An 11,952-nucleotide genomic window follows, 5' to 3' on the forward strand; every position below is an offset into this window, starting at 1 on the left:
TCGAGAGGGAGTAGGAGGTAAAGGTAGGGGGTAGGGGACGTCGCGACCGAGGACGGGACCGGGACGGAGGTACGGATTCCGTGAGCGACTTCATAGTGATTACTCTCACTGTTTCCCGCCGAACGCCACCCCCGGTGACGGCGTTCGGCGGTAAGAGTCGAGAGTAATGACTATCAGACGTCGTCCGGATCGGGCGTCGTGTCCCACGTGTCGGGCACTTCGATGACGTACCGGCCGTCTTCCTGCAGGGAGATGATGTACTCCGTCCGGTCGTACAGCTCCATCAGATTGAGTTCGTACTCGCCGGGGGCGACGATCTTGATGCTCTCGAACTGTTCGTTGAGCTCCTCTCTGAGCTCGTCGAGGTCGGGGCGCTCGTCGCTCGACGGCTCGATGACTCGACCGTCGGCGTCGGGCGGGGGGGAAGCGGTGTCGCCCGTGTCCCCTGTTTCGGGTCCGCGCTCCGACTCGTCGGGGGCCGCGGCCGCGATTTCGTCGGGCGAGACGACGTCGCTGCGGGCTTCGGCCTGCGCCGCGTCCTCCGGGGGCTCGTCGGGCGACAGCGTATCGGCCGTCGACGATCCCGTCGGATCGGACGTCGGCGCGGTCGACGCGGCCTCCGTCGAATCGGGTGCGGGCTGGGACTCGGATCGGGGTTCGGGCTGGGACTCGGATCGGGGCTCGGGCTGGGACTCGGATCGGGGTTCGGGCTCGGATTCGGGGTCGGCATCCGGTGCGTTTCGGGTGGACGCCGATCCGCCCGCCGGAGTGTCACGTCGCGGCGGCGACTCGTCCTCGTCGCGCTGATTCGGCCACTCGCGGGAGGAGGCGAGGGGCTCCCGATCGGAATTGGCATCGGAATCAGGATCGGAATCGGAATCAAGATCGGAATCGGAGTCCGCAGACGCCGACGACTCTCCGAGCGCTCGGTCGGCCGCGTCGCTCCAGGCCGTCGAAGTTCCGGTCCCGGTTCCGGGATCGGGGTCGGAAACTGAGTCAGAGCCGGAGCCGGAATCGGGAGCGTCCGCCGCCGTACCGGACGCGCGTGTCTCCGATGGATTTTCTGGGGCGGTCCGCTCGCTCTCCTGGGTGGCGTCGGACTTTCGGGCGGTGGCCCCGCCCTCCGGACTGCTCGTTCCCTCGTCCGGCGTCGTCGCCGGGGCCGGACGGAACTGGAATTTGTTGCCGCCGCAGTTCGGACACCCCGACAGCATCTCCTTCGACCCGTCGGCGAACACTCGACCGCAGTTCGTGCATTCGTGAGGCATCTGTGGTTAGTGGGGGGCTGTGGTCGGGGCGGGAGCCGGGGGCGGCGTCATCGGTGTGTCCCTGTCATCGGTCACTTGTCTGCCCGTACCACGCTCACTTCCGCGAGACGAGCGCGCTGATGAGGTTCTCGTCCTTGTGGAGCGTCTCGATCTGGTTCGCGGGACCGATGACGGTGAGCTTCTTGTCCGACTCCTTGCCCATCAGGCGCCCGAGGAGACCCTGATTTCCCTTCCGGGACTGGGGGTAGGTCTCGATCTCGATCCCGTTGAACTCGTCGGGGCTGATCTCGGTCATCGTGACCTCGATGAGCTTCGACTCCTCGTCGGGCGAGAGCCCCTCTTCGAGGACGACGATGTTGCCGTCGCGGACGCCGTCGAGGATGAGCCGGATCTTCTCCATACTCGTCAGTCCCTCCATCCGGGCACCGCTGATCAGGTCGATCTGGACGCCGTCTCCGGTCTCGCCTGGGGTTACTTCCGGCATCGTGGTCACCCGAAGTACTCCGCGATCTTCGCGTAGACTTCGTCCATATTGTTCCCCTCCAGCGCCGACAGCGGGACGGTCTCGTGCTGGGGGAACGCGTTGGCGATGCGCTGGACGTTCGAGTCTTCGAGGTCGGTCTTGTTCGCGAAGATGAGCACGGGGAGATCCTGGCTCTCGATGATCCCGATGAGCATCGTGTTGACCTGCGTGAACGGGTCCTCGGTGCTGTCGAGCACGTAGATGACGCCGTCGACGTCCTCGCGGAGCCAGTGCATCGCCTCCGCGACGCCCTCGGTCGCCTCGCGGGACCGCCGGACGGCGTCGTCTTTGTCCATATCGTGTTCGAGGAACTCCTTGTAGTCGACCTTCGTCGTTACGCCCGGCGTGTCGACGATGTCGATGCTCACGGTCTTGCCGTCGCGCTCGATCTCGACGTTCTCCTTTCGGCGTGCGCGTCGGGTCTCGTGGGGGATGTGGCTCTCGGGGCCGACGGCGTCGCCGGTCCAGTCGCGTGCGATTCGGTTTGCGAGGGTCGTCTTCCCGGCGTTGGGTGGTCCGTAGATGCCGATCCGCTTGGGCTCGGCATCCGAGAACATCCGGTCGACGGCCCGTGAGATGCTATCTCTGAGGTCTGTGAACAGTCCCATCCTGGCCTCCCGCGCCTCCCGATCCGATCCGTGGTCGTGGAGGGCGTATGGAGGTATCACATTCCCGTGTTCACTTAAACACTGCGTCAGACGGCCCGCAGAGCGGAGGTCCATACGGAGAATTCGAACGGTTCAGGTCGGTGATAGGCCGGTTCCGGTACCGGGGTCGATGGGAGATGCCGCGAACGGATCGTCACGATCGAGTTCGAGCGAACGAAACACAGGAACGAAACGACAGTCGTTTCCTGCGTCTGCCTACCGTCCCGATCCTCTTCGGCTCTCCGGTCTCCCGACTCCTAATTACCAACTCCCTTCCCGATCCCCAACTCCCCCACCCCTTCGTTTCAACTGGAAACGCTCGATCCTGTGTGACAGAACGCGCTCGGGAATAAAATCCGTATATAAGTATAATAAAATTAAATAATAGCTATTGCTGTTTTATTTCTTATTTTGGAGTACGGGTCTGTTTTCTATTCTGCTGTAATAAAGCTACCGCTATCTAAAGCACCCGCTCACCCACCCCCACCCCATCGATGGACGTTCCACACGAAACGAAGGGGTGGGGGAGGGGCGGCCGAGTATCCTCGAATCCGGGAACTGTTACCAACTCAAAGCGTATCGTCGGCGATCGAGAATCTCGGCTCGTCCAATAGAACATCACGGGCGAGTGCCGATCGTGCCGAGAGATTGACAGCGAGATGGCCGATATCCGAGCGTATCAGCCTCTCTTGCACCACTTTCGAGCGATTCGGTTCGGGTCTCGACGCGTCGGTTCGTGTCTCCCAGGAGAAAAGAGGCAAGTTTTTTGTAGGACCTGTTCGTCTGGTTCGTCTGCATCAACTGGACACGTCGCCGAGAGAAAAACGCCGCAATTCGGTTTTCTCTCCCTACACGTCGGATCTACCGGACGCGGGGACGTGATTTCCAGTCGAAATCGGGGGGTTCATCGATGGACGAAGACACGCAATCCGGGAACGAAGGCACTGCCGACGGGGGCGACGACGTCGAGTCCGACACGCGACCCGACGCTCGCTCACTCGTCGAGGAAGCGGAGCCGAACGGGGACGAGACGGCCGATAGCTCTGACGCCGTCGACGGTTCGCCCGACGGTGGGAGCGCACACAGCGGCGGCTCGACCGCCGATCGCGACGCCCAGAACGCGGCGATCACGGACGAGTTCCCGGTCGACTCGCCGACGGACGACTCGGACGGGTCCGACGACGTCGACGAGTCGACCGAGAGCGACGAGTCCGACGAGCCCGGTGGAGCGGACGACCCGTCCGTCTCCGACCCACCGGCGGAGGCCGGCTCGTCCGCCGCCGACGGCGACGACTCGCCGACCGCGACGACCGCGGAGGACATCGACATCGGCGAGAGCATCGGCCCGAGCGATCCGAGTTCGCTCCGGGTCGGCGGGTCCGGGTCGACCTCGTACACCGACTCTGACGCGGAGACCGACGCCGTCGACGACGCGGACCCCGACGCGCGGTCGTCGGATCTCAGCCTCGACGAGGTCGTCCTCGACGACGACGACAGCCAGGGGCTCTTCGACGACCTGCTCTCGGGCGAGCCCATCTTCGAGAACAAGGAGGTCCTCCGGCCCTCCTACACCCCCCACGAACTCCCCCACCGGACCGAGCAGATCAATCAGATGGCGACGATCCTCGTCTCGGCGCTGCGCGGCGAGACCCCCTCGAACATCCTGATCTACGGGAAGACCGGGACCGGCAAGACCGCGAGCGCGAAGTTCGTCAGCCAGGAGCTGGAGTCGACCTCCAAGAAGTACGACGTCCCCTGCGAGGTCGAGTACATCAACTGCGAGGTCACCGACACCCAGTACCGCGTCCTCGCACAGCTTGCGAACAAGTTCATCGAGAAGAACCAGGACGTCATCGACGACGAGCTCGAAGAGCTGACCGACCTGCGCGACTCGGCGTCGAACACCGCCGACGCGGACGCGGCGCTCGTCGGCACCGACTTCGAGACGGTCGCCGACGTCGAGGCCCGAATCGAGGTGCTCGAAGCCGACCGCGACGAGATGGAGCAGGTGCCGATGACCGGGTGGCCGACGGACCGCGTCTACTCCACGTTCTTCGACGCCGTCGACTACGAGGAGCGCGTCGTCGTGATTATGCTCGACGAGATCGACAAGCTCGTCGAGAAGTCCGGTGACGACACGCTCTACAATCTCTCGCGGATGAACTCCGAGCTCGACAACTCCCGGATCTCCATTATGGGGATCTCGAACGACCTGAAGTTCACCGACTTCCTCGACCCCCGCGTCAAGTCCAGCCTCGGCGAGGAGGAGATCGTCTTCCCGCCGTACGACGCGAATCAGCTCCGCGACATCCTCCAGCACCGCGCGAACGTCGCGTTCAAGCAGGACGCGCTCACCGACGACGTCATCCCGCTGTGTGCGGCCTTCGCCGCCCAAGAGCACGGCGACGCGCGTCGCGCGCTCGATCTTCTCCGCACGGCGGGCGAACTCGCCGAGCGCGGCCAGGCCGACACCGTCGAGGAGGCCCACGTCCGCAAGGCCCAGGACAAGATCGAACTCGACCGCGTCGTCGAGGTGGTACGCACCCTCCCCACCCAGTCGAAGATCGTCCTCTTCGCGACCATCCTCCTGGAGAAGAACGGCGTCCGCAACGTGAACACCGGCGAGGTGTTCAACATCTACAAGCGGCTCTGTGAGGAGATCGACGCCGACGTCCTCACCCAGCGCCGCGTGACCGACCTGATCTCCGAACTCGATATGCTCGGCATCGTCAACGCCGTCGTCGTCTCGAAGGGCCGGTACGGGCGCACGAAGGAGATCTCGCTTTCGGTCCCGATCGAAGAGACCGAGGCGGTGTTGCTGTCGGACTCCCGGCTGGGCGACATCGAGAACGCCCAGCCGTTCGTGCAGGCGCGGTTCGACAACTGATAGCGATCGCTCCCGTCTCTTACCGCCGAACGCTACTCTAATACTCCTGGCCGCAGACCGTACCGACCGTGTTCGACGAGATAATGGAGAAGTTCGAGGGGAGCCCGAGCCAGCAGGAGGTCATCCGGCTCCTCTTGGAGCGCGGCTTCTCGGTCAACGACGACGGACGCGTCGTCTCCGGGGGAATCGAGATCCCGAACACGGGGATCGCCCGCGAGATCGGCGTCGACCGCCGCGTCGTCGACTCCACCACCACGGCGATCCTCGAAGACGAAGAGCTCCGGCGTATCTTCCAGAACATCTCGTCGATCCCGAGTCTGATGGACCTCGCGCCCGTCCTCGACCTCTCGGTGCTCACCGTCGAGGTCAACGACGCCGAGCGCCCTGGCATCGTCGCGGAGGTCACCACCCGGCTCGCCGACCGCGGCATCTCGATCCGGCAGACGATCAGCGAGGACCCCGAGTTCACCGACGAGCCGAAGCTCTACGTCATCACCGACGAGCCGGTCCCCGGCGACCTCCTGAACGAACTCTCCGAACTGGCGTTCGTCCGCCGCATCAGCATCGCGTGACCTCCGATCCAGACTCCGGACCCGGACCCGGACCCGGACCCGAATCCGGGTCTGACCCCGTCGCCGACACCGACTCGACTGCCGACCGCGCCGACACCTTCCGGACCGTCGACGGCCCCGGCGAGGCCGCCTTCGAGATCCGCGGTTCGGAGTTCGTCGGCTACGTCGCGCCCGCGGACTCGGTCGACGCGGCCGAGTCGTTCGTCGAGCGCATCCGCGAGCGCCACGCCGACGCGACGCACAACGTCTCCGCGTACCGCGTCCCCGCCGGCGAGGGCGGAAGCGCCCGATCGCCCGACGGCTCGACGATGCTCCGCGAGTACCAGTCCGACGACGGGGAGCCGAGCGGGTCGGCGGGGAAGCCGGCCCTGAACGTCCTCGTCCAGCGGGAGCTCCGAAACGTCGCCGCCGTCGTCACGCGCTACTACGGCGGGACGAACCTCGGCGTCGGCGGCCTCGCCCGAGCCTACTCCCGCGCCGTGAAGGAGGCCGTCGACGACGCCGGGGTCGTCGAGTCCCTCCCCCACGAGCGCTTTTCGGTCACGGTCGCGTACGACGACTCCGGGACCGTCCGCGGCCTTCTGGAGAGCGAGGGCGTCGCGTTCGACGCGTCCTACGAGGCCGAGGTGTCGTTTTCGGTCCGGGCGCCCGTCGACTCGGCCGCCGACCTCCGGGACCGGATCCGGAGCGCCACGAGCGGGCGCGCGTCAATAGAGCGCTGACGCGGTCGATTGCGGACGCGGTCGATTGCGGACGCGGTCGATTGCGGACGCGGTCGATTGCGGACGCGGTCGATTGCGGACGCGGTCGATTGCGGACGCGGTCGATTGCGGACGCGGTCGATTGCGGACGCGGTCGATTGGCGGTCTCACGTCCGACCCGCCCGTCGCGACGCCTCCGCGATCCCCGCCGACCGCGTCCGCAACGCATCGTGCGTACTGTTCTCACATCCCGGCTCCCCATCCTATTGGGCTCGGCTTCCCGCGGTTCCCTTCGAACCGAATCCGCACGACTCCGACGACGTTCGAGGTGAAATCGAGGGGTCCGCACCCGGGGCGCCGGGTCCCCTCCCGACGTTTCGGTGCGTCCGATACGTGACTCGTTCTCACAGTTTGGCTACGATTCCTATTGGGGTCGGTTTCCGGCGGTTCGTTTCGAAACGAATCCGGGCGACGGCGGCGCGGTTCGAGGCGAAACCGAGGGGTTCGGTCCGATCGGAACCCGAGGCTCAAACCGGCTTTTGTGTCACCCCCGGGTACTTGGGGGCGGCTCCTGAAGGACCGGTATGGTCGACATCGACTCCGAGACGCTGTTCAACGGCGCGGCGGCGGCCCTCACCACGGTCGCCGTCCTCTTTTTCGTCTTCAACGTCGAGTGGGGGTACTCGCCGGTCTCGAAGGTCCTGCTCGCGCTGGCGTTCCTCGCGGGCGTCTTCGCGGTCTCTCAGCGAACCGAGGACAGACAACTCACGCTCCTCGGCTACGGCGTCGTCGTCGCCTCCGTCGTCGGCGTCTTCTTCGACCTCGTGAACACCCTCGAGGCCGGCAACGCGGTCACCGTCTTCGGCCTGCTCGCGCTCGCACTCGTGCTGTTCGGTCTCCGAACGCGGTTCGACGAGCGGAATCACCTCCTGACGGCCGGGGGCGCGACCAGGCTCTTGGGCGCCCTCGCGGTCGTCGCCGGCGTCGTCCTCGTCGTCGACGTCGCGACCGGCGGCCTGGCGTACGAACTCCAGCCTGGGAGCCAGGTCGAGATCACCCAGTCGCCCCGCGACGAACTCCGCGTCGCCTCCGTGGTCGCGACGAACCCGACGCCGCTCCCCGAGCGCGTCGAGACTCCGGACTACGCGGTCTGTACGGCGGGCGACTGGAGCGAGTACCGACAGCCGACCGAGCCCGGTCGCGAGCGCCCGCCGGTCCACGCGGATCTGAACGTGCAGGACGGCTACAACGAGCACGTGATGAGCTTCGGGTCGAAGACCTACCCCGTGACGCTGTATCTCGACGCCGCCAACGTCTCCGGGGAGACGTTCTCCGTCCGCCGGACCGACGCCTGCCCGGACGACGCCACCGGCGAGCCGTACCTCGCGATCTTCGAGTCGTCGTCGGACCGGCCGGACGTCCGTCCGGTCTGATAGTGATCACTCTCGTCTCTTCCCGCCGTTACCGGGGTGGCGTTCGGCGGGAAACGTGAGAGTGATCTCTATGAATCGATCGCCCCGTCGCGACCGCCCGGGTGCCTCGACCGTCCCCGCGGTCGGCGTCAGTCGACGATGATGTCGGCGTCCTCGTCGTAGCTCTCCTCGCGGGACCGCGGCTGCATCTCGGCCCGGTAGCGCTCGATCCAGTCCGCGAAGCACGCCGGACAGAGCCGCTGGCTGTCGACCTCCGAGCGGTCGACGTTCAACTGGACGGTCCGCGCGAGTGGCTCTTCGATCGGATCGCCGCAGGCGTCGCAGGGCTCGCTCCCGGTCATACGTCCCCGTGGGCGACGCGTCGGTAAAGGTGTTCACCCGCTCGGGCCGCAGGTCGGCCGCAGGTCGGCCGCTCGTCGCCCCTCACGTCGTCCTGAACGCCCGGTCGCCCGCGTCGCCGAGGCCGGGCACGATGTACCCGTCGTCGTCGAGGCGGTCGTCGATGGCGACCGTCAGCAGGTCCGCGTCGGGGAACTCCCGGCCGACGCGAAGCAGCCCGTCGGGCGCCGAAACCGCCGAGAGGACGAACACGTCGGCGGGATCCGCGTCGGTGGAGCCGAGGACGTGATCGAGGACGGCGCACATCGTCGAGCCCGTCGCGAGCATCGGATCGGCCACGATGACGGTGTCCTCGTCGGTGATCTCGGGGATCTTCACGTAGTCGATGTTGATCGGGAACTCCCCTTCGTCGTTCATCCCGGCCTCCTCGTCGCGGCCGGCGCTGATGACGCCCTGTTTGGCTCGCGGGAACGCCTTCAGGAGCCCCTCGACGAACGGCGTCGCCGCCCGCAGGACGTTGACGATCACGACGTCGTCGAGGCCGCGGACCCGCTCGCCGGTGGTCTCGGTCAGCGGCGTCTCGACGGTGACGTACTCGGTCTCCATCGCGCCGTCGATGATCTCGTAGCCGCAGATCCGTCCGAGCTTGACGAGCCCCTTCCGGAACGCCACCTGCTCGGTCTCGACGTCGCGGAGTCGCGAGAGCGTGTCCTTCGCGAGTGCGTGCGTGATCAGATACGCGTCGTCGCGGTCTTCGATGGCCATTGTCCCACAGTCGCGGCACGATCTACATAACTCATCGGGGTCGTTCGCGCCCCGTCCCCGACAGTCGCTTCCGCTTTCTTCGGCCGCTATCGCGTGACGACGTACGTCGCCGCCATCAACACCAGCGCCAGCGACGCCACGTTGATCGGCGTGAACGACGCGATATCGACGAAGCCCAGCCCCCACACGACGACCGTCGCGAAGAGCGACGAGAGCACGAGGTTCATCACGAAGAGCACGCGCGGGTCTCCCTCGGAAGTCGTCTCCATACGCCCGCGTCGCAGGCGGCCTACACATATTTTGCGCCGGCGGCCCACATTCGACTGTGTCCGTCCGCAACCGGGAGGGCGAGCCCGTCGATCCGGTCCCCTTCGTCATCGTGGCCGGCTCGGCGTGGCTCCTGTGTCTCTCCTTCGGCCCGCTGTACCTCGACGCCTTCGCGATCCCGTGGCCCCGCGGGCTCGCGGTCTCCGTAGCGGTCGCGCTCGCGGCGACGCTGTGGGCCTACCGCCGGTTCGTCTGGACGGTCGATCCGGCAGTCCGGCGGGAGGTACCCGCGGACGTCCGGTTCCGCAAACTCTGCTACGGCGCCGTCGTCTTCGGGGTCGTCTTCATCCTCCTGAGCGTCGTCGCGTTCCTGAGCGCCGCCTGATCGACCGCGGCGCGCGGCCGCTCCGCCCTCCGGTCGTCCGTCGCTCGCGCACGAGCGAGGCGGAACTTTGTACGTCACGATCTTTCCCTATCGATATGGGACTGCTCGGCACGCTCAAGGACGCCTTCGAGGCCTCGACGGAGTCGCCCAACCGGGGGTCGTCCACGTCGGAGACCCGCGGCTCGTACTGGTGTCACGACTGCGCGGAACGGATCCCGGCGAAGGACGTCGCCGGCGACGCGCCGCCGACCTGCCCGGACTGCGGCGACGAGATGGAACTGGAGCGCTCGCCCGATTCGACGGGCTGCGCCTGCTGAAGCCGAATTCGAGACTCATAGTGATTACTCTCGTCTCTTACCGCCGAACGCCGTTACCGGGGGTGGCGTTCGGCGGTAAACAGTGAGAGTAATCACTATCAGTCCGTCGGCGTCGCGAGCACGGCCTCCGCGCCCGGTTCCGACGGGAACTGACCCAATCCCGACAGCGACGCCCACGCGTCGGGTCCCGACTCGAACTCCGCGTCGGTCAGGAGCGCCTCGTCGAGCCGCGCGCGGAGGGAATCCCCGTCGACGTCCTGCCCGATGAACACCAGTTCGGTGCGCCTGTCGCCCCACTCGTCGTCCCACTCGAAGCCGAGGTCCGAGCGGTTGTTCCGGTAGCTCCGCTGTTCGAACTCCGGCAGGCTCGCGATCCAGCGACCCGTGACCTCGACGGCGGCCGACGGGCCCGCCTGGCTGAACGTGAGGTGGGCGTCCTCGCGGCCGGCGACCCAGAGGTGGCCCTTCGAGCGGATCACCGACGGGGGGAGGTCCGCGAGCACGGCGGCGATCCGCTCGGGGTGGAACGGCCGGCGGCGGCGGTAGGTGAAGGAGGTGATGCCGAAGTCCTCCTCGGGGTGGACGTGGTCGTGGTCGTGGTCGTGGTCGTCGCCGTGGCCGTGTCCCTCGTGTGCGTGATCGTGTCCGTCGCTGCCGTGATCGTGCGCTGCTCCGTCGTGCTCGTCGCCGTCTCGCTCGTCGCTCTCTAGCGCCCGCTTCCACCCGGCCCGTTCTGCGGCGGCGCCGGGCTCGAACACCCCGAGGCCGAGGACCTCGTCGACGTCGATCTCGCTGTAGGTCGTCGGGTGGATGCGAGCGTCCGGGCGCAGCGTCCGGACGACCTCCTCGACGTGCGCCAGTTCGTCGTCGGTCACGAGGTCGGTCTTGTTCAGGAGGACCACGTCGGCGAACTCGACCTGCTCGACGAGCAGTTCCGACAGCGGGCGAGTCTCCCCGTCGCCGTCGCTCGCGACCGCCTCGGTCGGATCGCCGTCGGGGTCGAAGGTGTCCGCAAAGAGCCGGCTGTCGACGACGGCGACGACGGCGTCGACGCGGTAGCGCGCGGCGGCGGGCGACCCGCCGGTGAACAGCCGCGCGACCGGGCCCGGGTCGCTGATCCCCGAGGGCTCGACGACGAGGTGGTCGAAGGACCGCTCCCGTGCCAGCCGGACGACCGCGGTTTCGAGGTCGTCGCGGAGCTCACAGCAGATGCAACCGTTCGACAGCTCCGTGACGGTCCCGTCGGCGACCGAGGGCTCGGACGCCTCGTCGACGAGGTCGGCGTCGACGTTCAGTTCGCCTATGTCGTTCACGAGCACCGCGACGTCGCGGTCGGCGGCGCCCGCCAGCAGCCGATTGAGCAGCGTCGTCTTCCCCGCGCCGAGGCTCCCGGTGAGGATCGTCACCGGCGTCCCGTCCGTCGAAGTCGCCATACGCTCTGTCGGCGACGGCGCTACTTCAACGTGCGGGCGCGGGGCGGCTCGCCGCGACCGACGGCGAGCGAGCCGGCGGTGCGATACGCTTTTGTCGCGGCGTCCGTACCTCGCGCTATGTCGCTGGCCGACCGGATCGAACGCTTCAGAGCGCGCCTCGCCGAGTGGCTTCGAGGCCTCTACCACGGGATGGTCTCCCACCCGGCCTACGAGAAGATCGAAAAGGAGGCCGAAGACGTCGAGGACACGTTCATGCTCGCGTGCTTCCCCGAGGCCTTCGGCATCCCCTCGCCGGTGTCGTACTACACCGCGGAGCTGCTCCCGTACCTCGAAGACGAGTTCGAGGCCTGGGAGCGCCGGATGTGGGACCGCGGGTCGCTCCTCGAACGCAAGGGCCAGCAGTACCACTTCTGAC

Annotated in this window: 14 protein-coding genes; 7 read left to right on the top strand and 7 right to left on the bottom strand. The window is 66.9% G+C overall.

What is annotated here, in order from left to right:
• Positions 1-173: 173 nt before the first annotated feature.
• From ACQUQ0_RS07245 to ACQUQ0_RS07255, 3 genes are all read right to left on the bottom strand, one after another.
• On the bottom strand, positions 174-1,268 hold the full coding sequence (locus ACQUQ0_RS07245; protein WP_435184180.1) for an OapC/ArvC family zinc-ribbon domain-containing protein: 1,095 nt from the start codon (positions 1,266-1,268) through the stop codon (positions 174-176).
• A gap of 94 nt (positions 1,269-1,362) precedes the next feature.
• Entirely contained in the window at positions 1,363-1,752 is a 390-nt protein-coding gene (locus ACQUQ0_RS07250) for a DUF2073 domain-containing protein (RefSeq protein ID WP_372391515.1), read from the bottom strand.
• A gap of 5 nt (positions 1,753-1,757) precedes the next feature.
• Entirely contained in the window at positions 1,758-2,399 is a 642-nt protein-coding gene (locus ACQUQ0_RS07255; RefSeq protein ID WP_372386850.1) for an Era-like GTP-binding protein, read from the bottom strand.
• Between the two features lie 949 nt (positions 2,400-3,348).
• Between ACQUQ0_RS07255 and ACQUQ0_RS07260 the strand changes: the two genes are divergently transcribed.
• The 4 genes from ACQUQ0_RS07260 (at position 3,349) to ACQUQ0_RS07275 (ending at position 8,031) form a co-directional block, all read left to right on the top strand.
• Entirely contained in the window at positions 3,349-5,325 is a 1,977-nt protein-coding gene (locus ACQUQ0_RS07260; RefSeq protein ID WP_435184183.1) for an AAA family ATPase, read from the top strand.
• 68 nt (positions 5,326-5,393) lie between these two features.
• Entirely contained in the window at positions 5,394-5,897 is a 504-nt protein-coding gene (locus tag ACQUQ0_RS07265; RefSeq protein WP_372386853.1) for an amino acid-binding protein, read from the top strand.
• 137 nt (positions 5,898-6,034) lie between these two features.
• Positions 6,035-6,619 (top strand): IMPACT family protein, encoded by a 585-nt coding sequence (locus tag ACQUQ0_RS07270; RefSeq protein WP_435184259.1) that lies wholly within the window; start codon positions 6,035-6,037, stop codon positions 6,617-6,619.
• A gap of 563 nt (positions 6,620-7,182) precedes the next feature.
• Positions 7,183-8,031, top strand: coding sequence for a hypothetical protein (locus ACQUQ0_RS07275; protein WP_435184185.1), 849 nt, complete (start codon positions 7,183-7,185; stop codon positions 8,029-8,031).
• A gap of 128 nt (positions 8,032-8,159) precedes the next feature.
• Here the strand turns inward: ACQUQ0_RS07275 and ACQUQ0_RS07280 are convergent, their stop codons facing one another.
• From ACQUQ0_RS07280 to ACQUQ0_RS07290, 3 genes are all read right to left on the bottom strand, one after another.
• Positions 8,160-8,372 (bottom strand): DUF7569 family protein, encoded by a 213-nt coding sequence (locus tag ACQUQ0_RS07280; RefSeq protein WP_372386856.1) that lies wholly within the window; start codon positions 8,370-8,372, stop codon positions 8,160-8,162.
• An 82-nt stretch (positions 8,373-8,454) separates the two neighbouring features.
• Positions 8,455-9,135 carry a uracil phosphoribosyltransferase gene (gene upp, locus ACQUQ0_RS07285; protein ID WP_435184188.1) on the bottom strand — a complete coding sequence of 227 codons (681 nt, stop codon included), beginning with the start codon at positions 9,133-9,135 and terminating at the stop codon, positions 8,455-8,457.
• A gap of 86 nt (positions 9,136-9,221) precedes the next feature.
• Entirely contained in the window at positions 9,222-9,404 is a 183-nt protein-coding gene (locus ACQUQ0_RS07290; protein WP_435184191.1) for a hypothetical protein, read from the bottom strand.
• Between the two features lie 56 nt (positions 9,405-9,460).
• Between ACQUQ0_RS07290 and ACQUQ0_RS07295 the strand changes: the two genes are divergently transcribed.
• Together ACQUQ0_RS07295 and ACQUQ0_RS07300 are read left to right on the top strand one after the other, a co-directional pair.
• On the top strand, positions 9,461-9,787 hold the full coding sequence (locus ACQUQ0_RS07295) for a hypothetical protein (RefSeq protein WP_435184193.1): 327 nt from the start codon (positions 9,461-9,463) through the stop codon (positions 9,785-9,787).
• Between the two features lie 95 nt (positions 9,788-9,882).
• Positions 9,883-10,104: a hypothetical protein gene (locus ACQUQ0_RS07300; RefSeq protein WP_435184196.1), complete on the top strand. Its 222-nt coding sequence runs from the start codon at positions 9,883-9,885 to the stop codon at positions 10,102-10,104.
• Between the two features lie 98 nt (positions 10,105-10,202).
• On the opposite strand, the gene ACQUQ0_RS07305 is transcribed toward ACQUQ0_RS07300, so the two are convergent.
• On the bottom strand, positions 10,203-11,537 hold the full coding sequence (locus ACQUQ0_RS07305; protein WP_435184199.1) for a CobW family GTP-binding protein: 1,335 nt from the start codon (positions 11,535-11,537) through the stop codon (positions 10,203-10,205).
• 117 nt (positions 11,538-11,654) lie between these two features.
• Here ACQUQ0_RS07305 and ACQUQ0_RS07310 point away from each other — a divergent pair, with 117 nt between their 5' ends.
• Positions 11,655-11,951, top strand: coding sequence for a hypothetical protein (locus ACQUQ0_RS07310; RefSeq protein WP_435184202.1), 297 nt, complete (start codon positions 11,655-11,657; stop codon positions 11,949-11,951).
• Position 11,952 lies beyond the last annotated feature (1 nt).

Origin of the sequence: Halobellus sp. EA9 (assembly GCF_051195055.1) — an archaeon.
Lineage (GTDB): Archaea > Halobacteriota > Halobacteria > Halobacteriales > Haloferacaceae > Haloquadratum > Haloquadratum rubicundus.

Excerpts from the sequence above, each read along its gene's own strand:
- ACQUQ0_RS07300 (WP_435184196.1), top strand. The coding sequence starts at position 9,883 with ATGGGACTGCTCGGCACGCTCAAGGACGCCTTCGAGGCCTCGACGGAG.
- upp (WP_435184188.1), bottom strand. The coding sequence starts at position 9,135 with ATGGCCATCGAAGACCGCGACGACGCGTATCTGATCACGCACGCACTC.
- ACQUQ0_RS07310 (WP_435184202.1), top strand. The coding sequence starts at position 11,655 with ATGTCGCTGGCCGACCGGATCGAACGCTTCAGAGCGCGCCTCGCCGAG.
- ACQUQ0_RS07255 (WP_372386850.1), bottom strand. The coding sequence starts at position 2,399 with ATGGGACTGTTCACAGACCTCAGAGATAGCATCTCACGGGCCGTCGAC.
- ACQUQ0_RS07245 (WP_435184180.1), bottom strand. The coding sequence starts at position 1,268 with ATGCCTCACGAATGCACGAACTGCGGTCGAGTGTTCGCCGACGGGTCG.
- ACQUQ0_RS07280 (WP_372386856.1), bottom strand. The coding sequence starts at position 8,372 with ATGACCGGGAGCGAGCCCTGCGACGCCTGCGGCGATCCGATCGAAGAG.
- ACQUQ0_RS07305 (WP_435184199.1), bottom strand. The coding sequence starts at position 11,537 with ATGGCGACTTCGACGGACGGGACGCCGGTGACGATCCTCACCGGGAGC.
- ACQUQ0_RS07260 (WP_435184183.1), top strand. The coding sequence starts at position 3,349 with ATGGACGAAGACACGCAATCCGGGAACGAAGGCACTGCCGACGGGGGC.
- ACQUQ0_RS07290 (WP_435184191.1), bottom strand. The coding sequence starts at position 9,404 with ATGGAGACGACTTCCGAGGGAGACCCGCGCGTGCTCTTCGTGATGAAC.
- ACQUQ0_RS07275 (WP_435184185.1), top strand. The coding sequence starts at position 7,183 with ATGGTCGACATCGACTCCGAGACGCTGTTCAACGGCGCGGCGGCGGCC.
- ACQUQ0_RS07250 (WP_372391515.1), bottom strand. The coding sequence starts at position 1,752 with ATGCCGGAAGTAACCCCAGGCGAGACCGGAGACGGCGTCCAGATCGAC.